This is a genomic window from Kurthia senegalensis, from assembly GCF_000285595.1.
Taxonomy (GTDB): domain Bacteria; phylum Bacillota; class Bacilli; order Bacillales_A; family Planococcaceae; genus Kurthia; species Kurthia senegalensis.
Genome location: NZ_HE611069.1, coordinates 81,346 through 100,867 on the forward strand (window position 1 = coordinate 81,346; position 19,522 = coordinate 100,867).

General features: G+C 36.8%; 19 protein-coding genes and 1 pseudogene. 4 read left to right on the forward strand and 16 right to left on the reverse strand.

Translation table 11 applies throughout. The annotated features are described in order from the left end of the window. Window positions 1–74: 74 nt before the first annotated feature. A complete protein-coding gene (gene fumC, locus KSHG_RS12985) occupies window positions 75–1,457 on the reverse strand; it encodes a class II fumarate hydratase (RefSeq protein WP_010307424.1) in 1,383 nt (460 codons plus the stop codon). Between the two features lie 475 nt (window positions 1,458–1,932). Between fumC and KSHG_RS12995 the strand changes: the two are divergent. Beyond that, window positions 1,933–2,541, forward strand: a pseudogene (locus tag KSHG_RS12995) (DUF47 domain-containing protein); the annotation flags it as partial. Window positions 2,542–2,553: 12 nt separating this feature from the next. Next, window positions 2,554–3,555, forward strand: coding sequence for an inorganic phosphate transporter (locus tag KSHG_RS13000; RefSeq protein WP_010307430.1), 1,002 nt, complete (start codon window positions 2,554–2,556; stop codon window positions 3,553–3,555). Between the two features lie 73 nt (window positions 3,556–3,628). Here the strand turns inward: KSHG_RS13000 and KSHG_RS13005 are convergent, their stop codons facing one another. The 4 genes from KSHG_RS13005 to KSHG_RS13020 all read right to left on the reverse strand — a co-directional run bounded on the left by KSHG_RS13005 (window position 3,629) and on the right by KSHG_RS13020 (window position 7,855). Beyond that, on the reverse strand, window positions 3,629–4,237 hold the full coding sequence (locus KSHG_RS13005) for an alpha/beta hydrolase (protein ID WP_026022606.1): 609 nt from the start codon (window positions 4,235–4,237) through the stop codon (window positions 3,629–3,631). Between the two features lie 90 nt (window positions 4,238–4,327). Further along, complete coding sequence (locus KSHG_RS13010; protein ID WP_010307440.1) at window positions 4,328–4,798, reverse strand: hypothetical protein; 471 nt, start codon at window positions 4,796–4,798, stop codon at window positions 4,328–4,330. A gap of 143 nt (window positions 4,799–4,941) precedes the next feature. Beyond that, entirely contained in the window at window positions 4,942–6,027 is a 1,086-nt protein-coding gene (locus KSHG_RS13015; RefSeq protein WP_010307441.1) for an AI-2E family transporter, read from the reverse strand. A 130-nt stretch (window positions 6,028–6,157) separates the two neighbouring features. Further along, entirely contained in the window at window positions 6,158–7,855 is a 1,698-nt protein-coding gene (locus KSHG_RS13020; protein WP_010307445.1) for a M3 family oligoendopeptidase, read from the reverse strand. Between the two features lie 199 nt (window positions 7,856–8,054). Here KSHG_RS13020 and KSHG_RS13025 point away from each other — a divergent pair, with 199 nt between their 5' ends. After that, a complete protein-coding gene (locus KSHG_RS13025; RefSeq protein ID WP_235728383.1) occupies window positions 8,055–9,110 on the forward strand; it encodes a YecA family protein in 1,056 nt (351 codons plus the stop codon). A 46-nt stretch (window positions 9,111–9,156) separates the two neighbouring features. On the opposite strand, the gene KSHG_RS13030 is transcribed toward KSHG_RS13025, so the two are convergent. The 11 genes from KSHG_RS13030 to KSHG_RS13080 form a co-directional block, all read right to left on the reverse strand. Further along, window positions 9,157–9,726, reverse strand: coding sequence for a YdcF family protein (locus KSHG_RS13030; protein WP_010307453.1), 570 nt, complete (start codon window positions 9,724–9,726; stop codon window positions 9,157–9,159). Window positions 9,727–9,816: 90 nt separating this feature from the next. Next, window positions 9,817–11,517 (reverse strand): methyl-accepting chemotaxis protein, encoded by a 1,701-nt coding sequence (locus KSHG_RS13035; protein WP_010307454.1) that lies wholly within the window; start codon window positions 11,515–11,517, stop codon window positions 9,817–9,819. A gap of 249 nt (window positions 11,518–11,766) precedes the next feature. Then, window positions 11,767–12,480, reverse strand: a complete 714-nt coding sequence (locus tag KSHG_RS13040; RefSeq protein WP_010307455.1) for a YebC/PmpR family DNA-binding transcriptional regulator — start codon at window positions 12,478–12,480, stop codon at window positions 11,767–11,769. A 130-nt stretch (window positions 12,481–12,610) separates the two neighbouring features. Next, complete coding sequence (gene ypfJ, locus KSHG_RS13045; RefSeq protein WP_010307458.1) at window positions 12,611–13,459, reverse strand: KPN_02809 family neutral zinc metallopeptidase; 849 nt, start codon at window positions 13,457–13,459, stop codon at window positions 12,611–12,613. Between the two features lie 79 nt (window positions 13,460–13,538). Beyond that, the gene (locus KSHG_RS13050) at window positions 13,539–15,062 is read right to left on the reverse strand and encodes a methyl-accepting chemotaxis protein (RefSeq protein WP_010307460.1); all 1,524 of its coding nucleotides are present in this window, start codon (window positions 15,060–15,062) and stop codon (window positions 13,539–13,541) included. Between the two features lie 359 nt (window positions 15,063–15,421). Beyond that, window positions 15,422–15,868 carry a low molecular weight protein-tyrosine-phosphatase gene (locus KSHG_RS13055; RefSeq protein WP_010307461.1) on the reverse strand — a complete coding sequence of 149 codons (447 nt, stop codon included), beginning with the start codon at window positions 15,866–15,868 and terminating at the stop codon, window positions 15,422–15,424. Between the two features lie 65 nt (window positions 15,869–15,933). Then, window positions 15,934–16,482 carry a signal peptidase I gene (gene lepB, locus KSHG_RS13060; protein WP_010307463.1) on the reverse strand — a complete coding sequence of 183 codons (549 nt, stop codon included), beginning with the start codon at window positions 16,480–16,482 and terminating at the stop codon, window positions 15,934–15,936. A gap of 144 nt (window positions 16,483–16,626) precedes the next feature. After that, on the reverse strand, window positions 16,627–16,914 hold the full coding sequence (locus tag KSHG_RS13065) for a helix-turn-helix domain-containing protein (protein WP_010307466.1): 288 nt from the start codon (window positions 16,912–16,914) through the stop codon (window positions 16,627–16,629). Between the two features lie 96 nt (window positions 16,915–17,010). Beyond that, entirely contained in the window at window positions 17,011–17,613 is a 603-nt protein-coding gene (locus KSHG_RS13070; protein ID WP_010307468.1) for a lysophospholipid acyltransferase family protein, read from the reverse strand. A gap of 400 nt (window positions 17,614–18,013) precedes the next feature. Beyond that, window positions 18,014–18,532 (reverse strand): DUF2179 domain-containing protein, encoded by a 519-nt coding sequence (locus tag KSHG_RS13075; protein WP_010307476.1) that lies wholly within the window; start codon window positions 18,530–18,532, stop codon window positions 18,014–18,016. A gap of 119 nt (window positions 18,533–18,651) precedes the next feature. Further along, a complete protein-coding gene (locus KSHG_RS13080) occupies window positions 18,652–18,867 on the reverse strand; it encodes a hypothetical protein (RefSeq protein WP_010307478.1) in 216 nt (71 codons plus the stop codon). A 194-nt stretch (window positions 18,868–19,061) separates the two neighbouring features. On the opposite strand from KSHG_RS13080, the gene KSHG_RS17040 reads away from it, so the two are divergent. Next, window positions 19,062–19,522 (forward strand): VanZ family protein (locus KSHG_RS17040; RefSeq protein WP_083844901.1); only part of this gene is annotated, 461 nt, incomplete at its 3' end.

Sequence of the window (19,522 nt, forward strand, 5' to 3'; positions counted from 1 at the left end):
TATTCAAGAAAAATGGCATAAAAAAAGACTGAGTCTATTGAGATTCAGTCTTTTCTATTAATTTTTAAAGAAAATTAGAATTTGATCATTTTTGAAGGAACAACCCATTCGTCAAATTGTTCTTCTGTTAATAGACCAGATTTTAATGCGCCTTCTTTAAGTGTTAAACCTTCTTTATGTGCCATCTTCGCAATTTTCGCAGCATTTTCATAACCGATGTATGGGTTAAGTGCTGTTACTAACATTAGAGAGTTGTTTAAGAAGTGTTCTAATTTATCTTCATTTGCAGTAATACCAGCTAAACAGTGTTCATCGAAGCTACGTACAACATCTGATAATAATTGTACAGATTGCATGAAGTTGTGTAAGATTACTGGTTTGAATACGTTTAATTCAAAGTTACCTTGAGATGCCGCGAAACCGATTGTTGTATCGTTACCCATTACTTGTACAGCTACCATTGTAACAGCTTCACATTGAGTTGGGTTTACTTTACCTGGCATGATTGAAGAACCTGGTTCATTTTCTGGAATTGAAATTTCACCGAAACCAGAACGTGGACCTGAAGCTAACCAGCGTACGTCATTTGCGATTTTCATTAAATCAGCTGCAAGTGCTTTCATTGCACCGTGTGTTGTAGTGATTTGATCGTGAGAAGTTAATGCATGGAATTTATTTGGAGATGCAACGAACTCTAAGCCTGTCTCTTTAGAAATTTCAGCGACAACTTTTTCGTCGAAACCATCTGGTGTATTAAGACCTGTACCAACTGCTGTACCACCGATTGCAAGTTCACGCATGTTTAACGCTGCTTCTTTAATCATTTTTTCAGAAGCTTCGATCATGTATAACCAACCGCTAATTTCTTGACCTAATGTAAGTGGTGTTGCATCTTGTAAATGCGTACGACCAATTTTAATTAAGTTCATAAATTCTTCTGATTTTGATTTTAATGTCGCTTTAATTTGTTCTAAAGCAGGCATTAAATTGCGTTCTACAGCGATTGAAGTTGCGATGTGCATAGCTGTTGGGAATGAGTCATTAGAAGATTGTGATTTATTTACATCATCATTTGGGTGAAGACGTTCTTCAGAACCTTTTGCTTCTAAATATTCGTTACCTAGGTGAGCGATTACTTCATTCACATTCATGTTCGTTTGAGTACCAGAACCTGTTTGGTAAATAACGAGTGGGAATTGATCATCCCATTTACCTTCAACAATTTCATCTGCTGCATGAGCGATTGCTTCTGCTTTAATTGCTGATAAAGTGCCAAGTTCTACACAAACTTTAGCCACTGATTTTTTTAAGATTGCATAACCATGAATGAAATCGATTGGCATATGATCAGAACCGATACGGAAGTTTTGTTTACTTCGTTGAGTTTGAGCACCCCATTTTTTGTCTGCTGGTACTTTAATTTCTCCCATAGAGTCATGTTCGATACGGTATTCCAAGACATTCATCTCCATTTCGTATATATAAATTTTTTAATTTGTTACGCTTATAATGATAGCCTTTCTCATTGAAAAAGTCTTGAAAAGTGAATTAATTCTGTGAAAAAGAGCGAAAAATAGTCTTTCATGTGTTTTTAGAGGAATTTCTCGTCTTGACTAGAACATTTTTAACGAAACGAGCAACAACTTATATCGTATTTGCTGCTTTTCAACGAACTATTAAAAAATGCTATGTCAAGTAAAGATTATGTAAATGAAATGCTCGAATTACTGTTTTTATTCTACAAAAAATGGTATATTCTACATTATAGAACGTTTCAACTATTAAAAAAATGCATTTTCGATTGTTACATCTTTGTAAAGATTACGTAATTTCGAGGAAATAGAATATTGTTTTTGTTTGAATTTGTTATTATAGTAAGTGCGTTTAAATTGATTAAGCGGTTTATATTAGGAGGATTCACATGTTTAGCTCAAAAAACCAGATCCGTTCTTCAATGCCCTTTACGATATTGCGGAAAATTGTAATAAAGCGGCACACTATGCGGAAGAATTTAAAATTACAAGCATTGCTGACTTGAAAGAGCTTAGCGTTACATTAAAAAAATACGAAACAGATGGTGACACGTTAATTCATGAATTAATTCAAAAACTGAATAAGTCATTCATGACACCAATCGAACGTGAAGACATTTTAGAACTAGCTGTTCGTATGGATGATATTTTAGATGGTATCGAAGGCTGTATCGCCCACTTCGAAATGTTCTCATTAACTGAAGTAGACAACTACATGCGTGATTTCTTAAAATACATCGTACTAAGTACAGATGAAATCGTACAAGCAATGAATCACTTAACGAACAAAAAATTAGTCAATATGCGTGAACACGCAATTCTAATTAAAGATTATGAACGTAAATGTGATGAAGTATTACGTACTTCAATCAAGCAACTATTTTTACATGAGCAAGATCCAATTCGTATCATTCAATTCAAAGACATTTATGAACAACTTGAAGAAGTTGCCGATTATTGCCAAAATGTCGCAAATTCAATGGATACAATTATTATGCGTAACGCGTAGGAGCTGCAAAAAATGGACAGTATAATTATATTAACCGTATTAGTCGTATTCTTCGCTTTAGCATTCGACTTTATTAACGGATTTCATGATACAGCAAATGCCATTGCAACAGCGGTTTCTACACGTGCGTTACCACCACGCGTTGCCGTTTTAATGGCTGCTACAATGAACTTTATCGGTGCGATTACCTTTACAGGTGTCGCACAAGCTTTAGCGAAAGATATCGTAGACCCATTCGCACTTGAAAATGGGGTCGTTATTATCTTAGCAGCACTTATTTCAGCAATTATTTGGAACTTAGCTACTTGGTACTTCGGTATTCCATCAAGCTCTTCTCACGCTTTAATCGGTTCACTTGCTGGTGCAGCTGCAATGGCTGCCGGCTTCGGTGCGATTAACTGGGAAGGTTTCACAAAAATTATTAAAGCATTACTATTATCACCATTCATTGCAATCGTCATCGGTTTCTTAATGATGTCACTCTTCAAAATACTTTTCTCTGGATTTAGCTTATACAAAACGAATAACAGTTTCCGTAAAGTACAAATTTTGACTGCAGCTGTTCAATCATTTACACACGGTACGAATGACGCACAAAAATCAATGGGTATTATTACAATGGCTTTAATGGCTGGTGGCTTATTAAGCCAAGGTTCTGAAATTCCATTCTGGGTACGTATTTCTTGTGCCATTGCAATGGGTCTTGGTACATCTGTCGGTGGTTATAAAATCATCAAAACAGTCGGTAGTAAAATTATGAAAATCCGTCCTGTTAACGGTGTAGCAGCAGATTTATCTTCTGCATTAATTATTTTCAGCGCAACAAACTTACACTTACCTGTATCAACTACTCACGTTATTTCTTCAGCAATCATGGGTGTTGGTGCTGCACAAAATGCAAAAGGTGTAAAATGGGGCGTTGCTCGTAACATCGTTATTACTTGGGTCATTACGCTTCCTTTAGCTGGTCTAATGGGTGCACTCATTTTCTTATGTTTCAATCTTTTCTTATAAAATAATATAAACCGCAAAATATACAGAACTATAAAAAAGAGGAGAGCATACGCTCTCCTCTTTTTTTCATTCTCTATTTAAAATGACGGTCATACCATGCTTTCGCATCTTGCACTTCGTCCATCGTTAATTGATGTCCGTATGCGTGCCAATACATTTCTACGTCCGCACCTTGTTGTTCTAAATATTGTTGTAATCCTTTTGATTGGTCAATCGGACACATTTGGTCGTTATTCCCTGCACCAATCCAAACGTTTAAACCTTCTAAACTTGGTAAAGTAATGTCTTCTCTCGGAACCATTGGGTGATGTAAAATAGCCCCTTTTGCTACGTTGCCGATTTCAAAAAATAAGTTAGCGGCAATGTTTGCACCATTTGAGTAGCCAAGTATTACCACTTTTTCACGATTGAACGCATATTGCTCAGCTGCTTCGTCTAAAAATGCAGCAAGTTCTTTCGTACGCATCGATAAATTGTCTAAATCAAATACACCCATGCCTAGACGTTTGAAAAAGCGCGGCATCCCATTTTCATTTTCTTGCCCACGTATACCTAATAAGTTCGCTTCCGGGTCGATTTGTCGTCCTAACCCAAGTAAGTCTTTCTCATTCCCACCTGTACCATGTAGCAATACGAATGTCATTGCATCGTCATTTGTTCCTTTTACATAAACATGTTTCATCATTGCTCCGCCTCCATTATCTTGAATTCAAGATAATTATAAAAGAAAAAGAAGGAAAGTCAAAAAACGACACTTCCTTCTTCAAACAGCTTATTTTTTCTTCTCTTTTAAGAAGCCTTCTTCATGCATATATTCTTCTGCATCTTCACGTGTACCGAAGCTTTCTTCTAAGTTGAAGCCATGTTGTACGTTCCAAAATGCGCCATCAAAAACGAGTAGTAATTGATCACCACTACGATTTCTCCAACTTTCTTCAATCGTTACTTCTTCTACAATATCGTCTACTTCAGATAAATACGTAATAGAATCTTCTACAACATCGCGAAGTTGTTGTTCAGAGAAATCACGAATATTTACTAAACCACGGTCATCTGATTCGTATGCTAATAAATCACCAACGTATACGAATCCATTACCGTTCGGATGTAATTTTTCTACGACAATTTTCTTTTCATATTGGCTACCTTCATAATGGTAGTTTAAACGATTCATTGAAACTTTTTTACAAGTTAATTCTCCGAATGAATCGATAATCGCTTTCTTTTCTTCAAATGATAACATTTGACTATCGCTCCCTTATTTGGACTTAAATTTAAGTATACAAGAAAAAATTGCACGTTCCTATCTTTTTCACTTTTTTATACTTTAACGTGTAATGCCATAAAAAAAGCTTTGAAAGATACTATTCTTTCAAAGCTTCTTCCCTATTCTACGTCTTTTGCTCCGTAATTTTTAATACGTGTTCGATAAGCGTAAATGTTTTGTACGACTACTTTTATAACCGCATAAATCGGTACACCGAGTAAAATGCCGACGAATCCAGCTAAGTTGCCTGCCGCTAAAATAATCGTAATGACCGTTAATGGATGCACGTCTAATGATTTTCCCATCACGTTTGGTGTTACAAAGTTACTATCAATTTGGTTAACGAGTAATGTAATGATACATACCCATAATGCTTGCATCGGGTCGTGTACGAGACCGATTACTAAAGCCGGTAAAAAGGCCATCCAAGGGCCAATGAACGGTACCATATTTAAGAAGAAGGCGAGTATACAAAGTAATAATGCATATTCTAAGTCGATAATGCTATAACCGATAAACATTAATACGGCTAAAATCGCACTTACAAGCATTTGTCCTTGAACGTAACTCGCTAACACTTCGTTCATTTCAGCTAATGTTTTCTTCACCCATTTTTGTAGTTCCCCTGAAAAGATTCCTTCAATTTTCGGACGGAATTTTTCATGATCTTTCAACATAAAAATGAAGAAGAATGGAATGACGATTAATGAGAATGTCCAGTTCGTAATTAATCCTACAATTTCAAACATAAATTTACTCGTAAAAATCGCAATGTCTTGTAGTGAATTTAAAAAATCATTAATAGCCGACGTCACTTGCTTTGGAAAATTATCGCGGTTCGCTAAAATGTAATTAATACGTTGAGAAATTTTTGAGAACAACCACGGTGCACTTTGTATAAGGGAACTCATCTGTTTCATAATAGCGGGTGTCACCCATGATATGAACGCAGATACGAGACCTATTAATACGACAACAATTGATAAAATGCTCGCCCAGCGAGGGAACTTACATTTTTTCTCAAGTAAACGTTGCAAAGGCTCTGTCACGTAAAATAAAATACCCCCAACTAATAGTGGTACGAAAATAGCTCCAATAATGACACCAATTGGTTTAAATACGTACGAGATTTCCAAGAAAATCTTAATAATTAACACAGTCAATAATATACCAATTGCTGCTTGAAACCATCGTTTCTTCGTCAAATAAATCCCTCCTTTTTTATACATATAAGTATAAACCATACAATTAAAATAGGCATTTATATCGCGTGATTTACGCATAAAAAAACTCAAAACCAAATGAATGGTTTTGAGTCTCATAAAATTTTCATTTCTAAAGAGCTGCGTCATCAACATTGTCTAAATAAGCACGAATCGCTTCAAGCACGTTTTCTAAACAACCTTCTTCAAAAGGTGATACGAGATTTGCTTCTGCTACTAGTTTTGTGAATGATTTTGAACCGCCTTGACGGCAAAGGCGAATATAATCTTTCCATGCATTTGCATGGTCTTCACGATCGCGTTTCCAAAATTGGAATGCACAAACTTGTGCTAACGTATAATCAATATAGTAGAAAGGACTGTTGTAAATATGTTGTTGGCGTTGCCAGAACCCGCCGCCTTCTAAATATTCGAAGCCGTCGTAATCACGATGTGGTAAATAAATACCTTCGATTTCTTTCCAAGCTGCTTTACGTTCAGCCGGTGTCATTTCTGGATTTTCGTATACGACGTGTTGGAATTCATCTACTGCTACACCGTACGGTAAAAATAATAGACCTTCTGAAAGATGTGAGAATTTGTATTTCTCTACGTCTTCTTTAAAGAACAATTCCATCCATGGCCATGTGAAAAACTCCATACTCATCGAGTGAATTTCACATGATTCAAACGTTGGCCATAAATATTCTGGAATGCCGATATTACGACTAGAATACACTTGGAAGGCATGACCTGCTTCATGTGTTAATACGTCGATGTCGCCTGAAGTTCCGTTAAAGTTTGAGAAAATATACGGTGAATTGTAGTCATCGATAAACGTACAATAACCGCCGCCTTCTTTCCCTTTCTTCGCAACTAAGTCCATTAAGTTATGATCAATCATATAATTGAAAAATTCATTTGTTTCTTTAGACAACTCACTATACATTTGCTTCCCATTTTCAACGATCCAATCGGCATCGCCTTTCGGTACAGCATTGCCCGTTTGGAATGCATACGATTCGTCGTGGAATTTCAGTTTTTCTACGCCGATTCGTTTCGCTTGGCGTTCACGTAATTCCGTTGCATACGGTACGACAACATCGCGAATTTGATCGCGATATTTTTTAACCATATCTGCATTGTAATCGATACGATTCATTAAAACGTATCCAAGTTCTACATAGTTTTTGTAGCCCATCGTCGTCGCCATTTCGTGACGAACTTTTACTAAATCGTCATAAATGCGGTCGAACTGCGCTTCATGTGATGCATAGAAGCCAAATCGAGCTTTCTGAGCGTCTTCACGCACTTGTCTGTCACTATCTTCGGCAAAAGGTCCTAATTGCGCTAACGTGTACGTTTCGCCTTTAAACTCGATTTGTGCTGAAGCGACTAATTGCATGTATTCAGACGTTAGTTTATTTTGCTTTTGCATTAATTCAATAATATCTTTTGAAAAACCTTTAATTTGATAGTCTGCAAGGTCGAACAATTGTTGACCCCATTTTTCTTCTAATTGTTTGCGAAACTTAGAAGTCGTTAATGCTTTATAATAATCTGTTACGAAATCTTCGTATTTCGGACTGATTTCATCAATATAATCACGCTCTTGTTTATAAAATTCATCATTCGTATCGATGGATGCACGAATATAACAAAGGTTCACCGCTGTTGAGAATCGTCTTTGTAGCGTATTAATTTGTTCAATTACTTCACTTTGCTCTTCTACAGACGACGCTGCACTAAACTTCGCAAGTAATTCATCAAAATCCAATTTCATATCGTCCAAATCTGGGCGAGCATATTGATAATCATTAAATGTTACCACGTTAAAATCCCCCTCTATTTCGAATAACGAAATATTTAATACGTTTATTGTCATTTATTATCCGAAAATTTGCAACAATTATTTACAATACCACGTTTAATATGGATGAATCTACCAAAAAACAGCGAATTAGCATAAAATACTTATTTTTTTCGTTATATTGTGATAATCTAATTTTATGCCTAAATTTTAAAGTGAGGTGCTTACATTGGTAGGACGTAATGATCCTTGTCCATGTGGTAGTGGCAAAAAGTATAAAAAGTGTCATGGTAAAAACAATTCAACTAGCGATATTTCTGCAGTAATCGAAAGTGAAGTAGCACGCCTTCAAGGTTTGTTCGCACAAGATTACTATTCAAAGGTCAATCATAAATTACAAACTCGCCTTCAAGAATGGCATGCTGCATTGCAACATGCTCCACATCTTCCAGAAGGTTATTTAGAAATTGCTGCAGTAGATACAGCAATGTATGTAGATGAACCAACAGAATGGAAAGAGTATATCGAAACTGTAGTAGCTGACGAAGAAGTTCGCGCGCAAGTGAAAGCTGTATTCAAAGAATGGGCTGAACCGACATTAGTATTAGCTGAGGTGGTAAGTAACGATGAAAATCTTTTACAATTAAAAGACGTTACAACTGGTGCTAGCTATGCGATGCCTTCATCTCCAAACGCTGCAACTGCTAAATGGGTATTCGGTGTTGTATTTAAAGATACACGTGTTGCTGAAAACGGCATCCAAGTGTCTCAAAGTACGTTATTCATCCCAGAAACTCTTAGCATGGTAACAGACATCATGAAAGCAAAACTTGCAAATGGTGTAACAGATGCTCTTGAGCTTTACAAAGCATTCGTTGAAATTCTTGAAAATGAAGTAGAAGAAACAGAAACGAAAGAAGTTTCTGAAACTCCTGCTCCTAAGAAAACAACTATTTCTAAAGTTGAAAAAGTAGAAGCTAAAGAAGGCGAAACTTTCGAAGACGAAATTATCGGTCTTGTAAAAGCTTACTTAACTGAATTCAACTTAGAAGCAGCTGACTTCGTAACGTCTGTAGAAAGCTACTTAGCTAATACAAATATTAAAGCGAAAAAAGCTGGTGCAGTTGCTGCTGGTGCAATTCTTGCTGGTCAAACAGCTGGTGTTGTTCCAGAAGGCGGTTTATCTAAAGTAAAAGATGTTGCAGAACACTTTGATGTGTCATCTTCATCTTTATCTAAATACCGTAAAGAAATTGCAGAAACACTAGAAAAATAATACCAACACTGACACAAAAGGGTGCGACAGACGTCGCACCCTTTTTTTATTTACCGAACACAATCGCTTTTATTAACGCTATTTTTTCACGTATTCGCACTTTTTGCTGAATCGCTTCCGGTGTCGGTGCAGCAAGTGTTTGAACGTGTAGATGTTGTCGCTTCGCTAAAATTTTAGCACGTAATAAATGATAATCATTCGATATGATTAACACATCGTGCATATCTGGTACGAGCTGCTTTGCAAACAAAATGTTTTCGTAAGTCGACGTCGCTTTACGCTCTTCTACAATGCGTGTCTCCTCGATTCCTGCAGCAATTAAGTACCGTCGCATTACAACAGCTTCAAACTCATCTTCATCTGGTCCACGTCCTCCGCTCACGATTACCATGCTTTCTGGGTAACGTTTCGCATACTGAGCCGCTACGTCTAAGCGATTTGCCAATGCTTCACTCGGAATTGCCCCTCGTCTCACTTTTGCACCGAGTACGAGAACGTACGGAATCGCCCTTTGTACCACTTGATTACTTTGGCGCATCATCAATGCTCGCAACGTTCCAGACACGGTTGCAAACGCTATAGTTATTAACATGACTCGCTTCCAAAATGTACGCATCCCACTACCTCCTAACGAAAAAAACAGTTGCCCTCACTATAATCGACTTCGCCTCTTTCGGCAACGACTTAGGAGTTCAACTGTTTTGCTTTAATTTAATTTATATTTTCCAACGAGCTGCATTAATTGTTCCGCTGTATTCGCTAAATCATCTGCTGATTTCGTCACTTCTTGCATCGATAAACTCGATTGTTCGACAGAAGCTGTCGTTTCTTGAATTCCCGCAGAAGATTGTTGAGTCAATGCGGCACTTTCTTCAACGATTTGAGACATTTCTTCACTTTCAGATAACACTTCATGTAAGCTAAGTGACACTTGTTCGACGTTATGTGCTACTTCGATAATCGAATCATGAATCGTCTTGAAATTGCTACCTGTATGTTGAATTTGAGAAGCACCTTGTTCGACCGCTGTATAACCATCTTTTAATGACGTTACGACATCTCCCGTATCTACTTGAATACGTTGAACGATCGTCGTAATATCCGAAATTGAATTCGACACTTGCTCTGCCAACTTCCTTACTTCATCCGCTACAACAGCAAACCCTTTTCCTTGTTCGCCTGCTCTCGCCGCTTCAATCGCAGCATTTAACGCAAGTAAATTCGTCTGGTCTGAAATTTCTTGTATGACTTCAACGAGCTGTGTAATCTCTTTTGAACTATCGTATAAATGATTTACTTTTCGGACAGACTCTTTCACGATACCATCGATTTTATTCATTTGATTAACCGACTCATCCATTAACAAGTGCCCTTGTTTCGTACTATTCAGTGCATTTTCCGCATGAAGTTGAATTTGATCACCACTATGATTTACCTTATCCAAGTGATGCGTGAAACCGTTCATCTTCTGTGCCATGTCCCCCGAACTATTCGCTTGAGATTCGGTACTTCTTGCGAGATCGGTCATCGTTAACGCAATTTGATCAGAACCTCTCGCCGTTTCATTCGCCGACTGATGCAATTCTTCACTATGTGATGTTAATAACTCTGCGCTTTTTTGGATTTTCTTAATCATATGTGAATTATTATTTTTTAATTCATTACTAATTTCAACGAGTTCCGCTGTTTCATCGCGGAATAATGTTCGTAAATCTTTCCCCGATAAGTCCCCATCTGCTATTTTACGAAGTTGTGCAATGACTCGCTTCATCGGACGCGTAATCGCTTCCGCTGTAAAAATAGCGATACATAAACCTAGTAACATAATAAATACAGTCACACCAATCGATAATTTAATGACCGCTTGTCCTACAAAAATAGCCTCTTTGCTTTCTTTCATAACTTGCTCTTCACGCGTTTGCGCAACCTCACTAAAACCTTCCATTAAATTTCTAGCAGACGTTTGCACTTTTCCTTGTAACAATTGAGAAGCTTCTTCTTTTTTCCCAGCATCGTACGTTGCGAATACATCGTCTACAATCATTTGTTGCCAAACTTTATTTTCTTCTAACAATTCTTTAATTTTCTCTGAATTCGTTTTTTGTCGTAAATCTTTTTCGAGCACGAGTGCTTCTTCTGAATAGGCATTGAATTGATCTTTGTAATCTCGTTCCCCTGTTAATAAGTAGCCTCTAACGAGTGCAATTCGTTCGGCAACATTAAAGCTCATTTTTTCATCACTTACGAGTAGTGGCAAACTATCATTACCGAGCGTTTCAATATTTTGATTCATTCGCTGAATTGACACGATGCTGAATACACTTAATAGTAAATTTAAGCCAATAACAGCTGCAAATCCGACTAACACCTTCGTCTTCAATTTTTTGAAATTGAAATACTTTCTCATCCAATATACCCTCCATAAATAATATATAAGTAACGAAATAAGGTTACTTTTTCCAATTTATTAATTACTATATTACTATTTAACACCGTTAAAAACGCAGTTTATTGGACTTTTCATAAAGTCGACACAGTTCAAAAATGAAGGAATTTCATATTTAATAACCATCTGAATAAAACAATAGAAATTCATAAAAAAGTACAAAAAAAGAACTCATGCCCGTTTTAAATTGGACACAAGTTCTATTAAAAATTAAAGTTCAACGTTGTGATAAACTTGTTGAACATCTTCTAATTCTTCTAAAGCTTCAAGCATTTTTTCGAACGTTTCTTTCGAAGCATCGTCAAGTTGTACTTCTGTTTGTGGAAGCATTGAAATTTCAGCTACTTGGAATTCTTCAATTCCTTCTGCTTTTAATGCTTCATCTACTTTTGCAAAATCAACTGGTTCTGCATAAACAACTGTAGAATCGCCTTCTTCAAATACGTCGCGTACATCGATGTCAGCCATAATGAACATTTCTAATAAATCATCTGCTGATTTGCCTTCTAAAACGAATACAGCTGTTTTGTTGAACATATAGTCAACAGAACCTTTAACACCCATGTTACCGCCGTTTTTACCGAATGCAGCACGAACGTCTGAAGCTGTACGGTTTACATTATTTGTTAACGCATCGACAATGACCATAGAACCGTTTGGACCGAAGCCTTCATAACGTAATTCATCGAACACTTCCTCCACATTACCTTTTGCTTTATCAATTGCGCGGTCGATAATATGTTTTGGTACACTATATGTTTTGGCACGTTCTAAAACGATTTTTAGTGCGCCGTTTGATTCTGGATTTGGTTCACCCGATTTAGCTGCTACATAAATTTCACGGCCAAATTTAGCGTTAATACGGCTAGAATCTTTATCTTTTGCAGCCTTTTTTTCTTTAATGTTATTCCACTTACGTCCCATGTAAATTCACTCACTTTCAAATTTAGGATACATTTAAATGACGTGTGAGAGGCAGTATTCTGTCCTCACATAAGGACGAGCCATTAATGTGATAATTATACACTATTCGAATACTTGGAAAAAGAATAATTTATAACCCGCTCGCATTAAATGTATCTCCATGTTCTAAGTCGCCGTACTTATATCCTTTATTTAGCCACTCTACTCGTTGTGCTGAAGTTCCGTGTGTAAACGTATCTGGAACGGCATATCCTTGTGCTTGTTTTTGCAACGTATCGTCACCAATCGCATTCGCAGCACGAACCGCTTCTTCAAAATCCGATGCGTCTAAATACTGGCTATTATGTTTCGCAAAAACACCTGCATAATAATCTGCTTGTAACTCTAATTTCACCGATAGGCGATTCGCTTCCGCTTTAGATACTTGGCTTTGCTTCTGACTTACTTTCGTTGATGTACCTAATAAATATTGTACGTGATGCCCGACTTCATGTGCGACAACATATGCCATCGCAAAATCACCTGGTGCTTTAAATTGATCTTTCAATTCTTGATAAAAGCTTAAATCAATGTATACTTTTTGATCGCCTGGACAATAAAAAGGACCGATGGCAGACGTTGCGTTCCCACAAGCTGTCGCGACGCTATTCGTAAATAATACGAGCTTTGGCTCTTTATATGTCAGACCATTTTCTTTAAATACTTCTGTCCAAACTTCTTCCGTATCAGCTAATACAACACTGACAAACTCCGCCATTTCTTGTTCTTCTGCTGTGGCTTCATAAGAACTTGACTGTGTCGTTTGCTGCGTCGTCGAACTATTGTTTAACATATCTGTTGGATTGCCACCAAGTAATGCATAGATAATGACGATAATAATACCAAGGCCGCCGAGACCGCCACCAAGAGCTAAACCACCACCACTCTTACCACGTTGATCCTCAACATTTTTACTTTGTTTTCTTCCTTTCCATTCCATCAGACTGCACCTCATTTCATCGTTTGTATACCCTTATTTTGCCACAAGAAAACAGTGAGCGGAACCCACTGTTTATGTTCTAAGCATTTCGAATTTCATCTGATGAGAATGCCATATCTTTCGCTAACTCTTTTAAAACGTGCGCGAGCTGTGCGGTCCTTTTCACATTCATTACTTGTTCTTCAGCATGTGCCATAATCGCAGAAGCTGTTTGTTGATTTTCTTTTAATAAAGCGGTAATACGATCTAAATTTTTTAGCGTTGATTTTGAACTCGTATCCACTTGAATCGTATGTTCCGTTGATTGTTCTAACAATTTCGTCGTATCGATTGTATCGCTCGTAATCGACGCAAACGTTTCTTCTGAATCATTCATATACGTATTACTTTGCTGTAGCTCGTTTAAAACATCTTTCATTTCTTCTAACATTTTATTCGCATCTCCGACGATTTGTCCGATTTGAGTTTGAATCGTCGTTGCCGTCGCATCAGACGCCTCTGCTAAATTCGATACTTCTTTTGCTACAACAGCAAACCCACGACCGTGTTCCCCTGCTCTTGACGCTTCAATCGATGCGTTTAACGATAATAATTTCGTCTGATTCGCAATACCATTAATTTGTTGAGCTAACACATCCACTTGCTGTACTTGTTTTTGATACGATTCAATCGTCATTGCTAAACGATTAACCGATGACGCCGATTTTTCAAACTGCTGCTGTGTATTAATCATCAGCTCTTTCCCGCTCATCGCATTTTCAGACACTTCTCGTGCTTTCGTTTTACTTTCAATCGCTAATTCCGTTACTGTGGATAACTTTTCGCTCAATGCACGCATTTCTTTTTCCGACAGTTCTAAGTCTTCTACTTGTAAGGCGATCGTCGTCGTTAAATCCGTAATCGATGTTCTCGTATGCTCAATAGCTGTATGTGATTGACTAGAACTTGCTACTAATTCTTCTGCTGTATTTTGTAAGCTTTCCATCGTTTTATCAAATGTCGCAACAATCGACTGGCGCTCCTCCGCTAACAGACGATCACGCTCTGACTCTTCAGCTTTCACTTCATCATTCCGTTGCATAATAAGAACGATATTGGCTCCACTCGTGAACAATAAAAAGACGGCATGAATCATCAACAGTGAAAAGTGATATTCGTGGCTACCGCAAATGAGTTGCGGGAATAAAAAATACCCGAGTAAATGATGAACAGCGAAAATCCCTGTACTTAGTAATACCATTCGAACAGAACCTAAGAAAGATACCATCGCAATAACCATAAATACTGAAAAATGATATTCTACAAGACCGTTACCCATCGCAATAATTGCGATGGAAGCGAACGTTAACGTTAACGTAAATACAATCGGCAATGCGCTATGTTGTTTATTAAGTTTGTATAAGATGAAACTCATGAACAACAATAAAAGAGGCAGTGCAAAAAATGTCCATTTCAAAATGAACAATGGCATCGATAATTCAACACCGTGATGCGCCATGCTATACGCGTGTAAAAAATTAAATTGTTGGTGTAAGACCATTACGATTAAAACAATGCCTACCGTTAACGATGATAACCACAGCATTAGTTTATTTTTATTCATGAAGCATACCTCATCCCTCATTATTATGTTTACCTAATATAATTCCATTATTCCCCTTATCAAGTGATAAAAAAACTATTTTTTTAATGTTTTATTGTATCTTTAGAACTATTTTATGTACATAGTTTTTATAACGAGCATTGCTATAGTCGAAACTATCGAAGAAATATGTCATTCATCTAAAAAGCACTCGAGTGCATCAAGGAAATTTTGAATTGTCTTATTTACAATGGGACCCTATCCTTTCCAAAAATAAAACTACCTTTCTCCAGTTCAACACCGGAAAAAGGTAGTTTAAGGTTTTAAAAACACATAAGGCTTGGCACTTCTTTCGTAGGTCAGTTCCAAATGCGTCCTTTTTAATTTTCTAATCGACGCAATAATTGCTTACAACTTTCTAAGCAAAGCGTATACGTTTCTTCAAAATCTCCTGTGTAGTATGGGTCAGGTACGTTTTTCGTCTCGTGCTGAATCGTATCGAGTAATTTACTAATGCGTACGTCTCCTACAATTTTTTTCGTTTGTCGTACGTTGTCATCGTCCATGCAAATGAAATAATCAAATTGTGCAGCATCTTCTTTTACTAAAGGACGACTGTACATCCCTTCCGTTGAAATATCATATTGTTTTAATTTTTTCAACGTTCCTTCGTGAGGACATTCTCCCTCATGCCAGCCTGATGTTCCTGCTGAATCAATCGTATATCGATTTTGTAGACCTTCTTTTCGTACGAGATCACGAAAAATAGCTTCTGCCATCGGAGAACGGCAAATGTTTCCTAAACAAATAAATAAAACGCGTTTCATATTCATCCCCCTATTTGTATAAATAAAAAAGGTTAAGCGCTTATGCAACCTAACCTTTACTTTATTTATTTCCAAGGATAATAGCGGAATAATACTTTCCCGTCGATGGCATCACGTTTAATGAATCCATACATACGGCTATCACTACTATTCGGACGATTATCCCCTAATACGAAATAAGAATCTTTCGGTACAGTTTTCTCACCCGTCACTTCTTGCATTGTAAAGTCGACTGTATATTGATCGCCTACTTCTTCTTCATACGTTTGTGCCGCTTTTTTTATGTAAGGCTCTTTTACTTCCTTACCGTTCACAAACAATTTCTCATCTTCTACTTTTACTGTATCACCTGGTAAACCAATAACACGTTTAATGTAATGATCATCTTCTACAGGCGATTGGAAAACGATGACGTCATCTCGGTCGATACTGCCTGGTTTCCAAATCATAATGCGATCATTGTCATGGTACGTTGGCTCCATTGATTCTCCTTTTACGGTTACAGGAGAAATTAAAAATTGGCGCACAACAAAAGCAATAACGATTGCAATTAAAATGGGCCATACCCAAGACATGAGCTCTTTTGATTTACTTTTCTTATTTTGCTCTTCCATTTTTTCATCACCTTTACAATTACAAATTCTTTCCTCATTATGCCATTCTTTTTCATTGAACGCCATTAACGAGGAAAGGTTGCGACAAAAAAAGCACTCACGCCAGCGCGAATGCCTCTTTTCTACTTAAACTTAATACCCCAATTAGTTTATGTACTGCTTCAAGTCTTCTAAATGATCACTTGTAATGCCTAAAACTTCATAAACTTTTCTTAATGTTGTTTCACGAACTTTCGTATCCCCACGCTCAATACGACTAACTGTTTTTTGTGTAACATTTGCTTTTTCAGCAAGTTCAGACTGCGTCAAACCAACGTTCATGCGTTGTTTAAAAATGATTTGACTACGGTGTTCAGCCATTTTTTCTAAAATTGACTTTTCACGTACTGCTTTACTTTCTTCTGCGTTTTCTAAAATGTTAACTGTTACCATTGAATCCACCACTCCTATATTGGTATTTGTATGAATTTCAAACAGCAGCATTTCCAAAAATAGTTATTCGATTACGCGATGCCCCTTTGCGTATGACTATTTCTCAGCAGCAATTTTTTCCTTCAATTGTTGTTGAAGATCCATCAGTGCCTTTTCTAATAAATGTGTATACTCTTCTCGACCTTCTTTGCCTTTTGCAGTTACATAAAATGGTTCACCAAAAATTAAGTAACCTTTTTGACGGCGAAAAACATCTTTCGGAGTATTCGGCCCAATGTATGCTGCAGGAACTACTGGCGCTTTCGATAATTGCGCAATTGTAATTGTTCCTTGCTTTAATGAATCACCCTCTGCATTACGAGTACCACTCGGAAAAATCCCTACGATTTTCCCTTCTTTTAAAAGTTGACGTGGTATTTTAATAACGCTCGGTCCTGGATTCTCACGATCTACTGGGAAAGCTTTCATTTTCTTAATAAACCATCCAAGTCCTTTTATTTCAAACAATTGCTTCTTCGCCATAAAATGAATTGGCGTTGGATAAATAGAAACCCCTAAATTTAAAATATCAATCCAACCTGTATGCGTACATGCAATAATACAACCGCCCTCTGCCGGTATATTATGCTTATTAAACACTTCTGCTTTATTAAATAAACCTAAAAACCATTTGACAAATTTGCCTATAAATTTATACATCGAACTCTCTCCAACTCCAACAGAATATTGAGCCAATCTTGCTCTACTCTGTATCGTGCCTTTTTTAGATGAAATCGTCAACCTTTAAACAATTCCATACTAAAATACATTTTTTTGAAAGCATTAGGTTTTCTATCTTCCTTTACCTAATTATTGTAAATGAATTTTCAAAAAATTAAAGCCCTATTTATAAACAATCTTTCAATTATTTAGTTTTTTCAAAATATTTACGTATAAAAGAGCATTTTCTGTCATAAACGACCGATTTGATTTTCATAAAAAAAAGGAGAGTGATCTATTCATACGAATCTTTTTGTATAAAATAGTTCTACATGTCCTACTGACATAGATTTTGTACAGTATAATAATCCAATTTTTTACTTTTAAATCATTAGAAAAGCTAGGTTTTGCGCATTTGTTTTGTTAAAAAACCGCCATTGAGTTTATTCGGTTCATACGAAACGATAAACGCTTTCGGAGACATTTCTAAAATTGTATAGCGAAGCTTCTTTTCATTTTTTCTTTTTGCGATGACCGTCATACAAATTTTACGGCCGTCTTTCCCATCCGCCATCCAAGAAGTGACACCATACCCATTTTGTCTTAATAAAGGAACGACTTGAATTTCCGTTTCATTAACGATGATTTCAAACATCACATAACCTAAAGCGAGGCGGCGTTCAATTAAACTACCGACAAAGACACCGAGCCCCCATCCGAAACAGTACGCAGTCATATTCCATGGGTTGCTAATTTCATCTAACACCATCGTTAAACCAATTAAATAAATAAACACCTCGAGCATCGATAAACCAGAGGCTGTTTTCGTATAACCCTTAATGACTAAAATCATACGCAGCGTCGTTAGCGTCATATAAATAACATTGATTATAATAATGAGAAGAATCGTTTGAAGCATCTTACACCTCCTTCTACATTATTCCCAACTTTTTTATTTTCACACAATGCGATTCATTCCAAATAAAAAGCCTACACAAAATCCGTGCAGACTAAACGAAAGTCAATATTATTTATTTCTTATTGTAACGGTTTCTTTTTCGTTCCGTTTTTATGCGCTCGCGCATCTTCTTTTTGTAAAAAGAAATATAGTAAAATAATAGCAATCATATTTAGTAAAATACCGATGATTAATAATGTCCATTGAATTTTAGGCGGCAGAATATGTGTGACGCCAAACGTAATACATAAGCATCCGATCACAATGACCATTAAATATGCAGGCAGCCGATTCATTTTTCTGCCTCCCTTCTTTTATTATTAGCAATGCTAACATTTATTGTTCAAAATGTCTAAATTATTCGTTGTTTCATAGTTTAATTATTACATTACGATATCATTCTCGGAAATAATTAGGCATAAAGCTATTTTTATGGTACGTTTTTTATAAATAAACTGCTTCAAGAAAGGACGTTTGGCTATTGCGTTGGATGAAGTTCTTACCCATTGTATTGCTACTCATCGGTGTGTTTATCTCGTCAAGTATGCCTTACAAACAGCAAACAATCGTTCCTGACTTAATGCGACTACTCCCTAACGCACCATTTTATGATGTACTATCATACATTCATATTCCGTATTACGGTATGGATGTTTCTGTAGAAACTCGTGGATATTATTATTTTTTAGAGTTTCTCGTTCGTAAATTTGCACATCTTACGTCTTTCGGAGCGATGGCCATTGCGGTCTATATCGCACTCCCTAGACGTAAATGGCGTTTTGTCGTTGCAATTTTCGTCACGTTTCTTTTTGCGTGTGCAGATGAATTGCATCAACATTTTACCGCAGGCCGTACCGCGTCTGGTCAAGACGTGCTTCTCGATACGTTTGGAGGACTCCTTTGGTTGTCCATCGTCGTTAGTATTCGTAGATTGTTTCGTAAAAAAGAAAA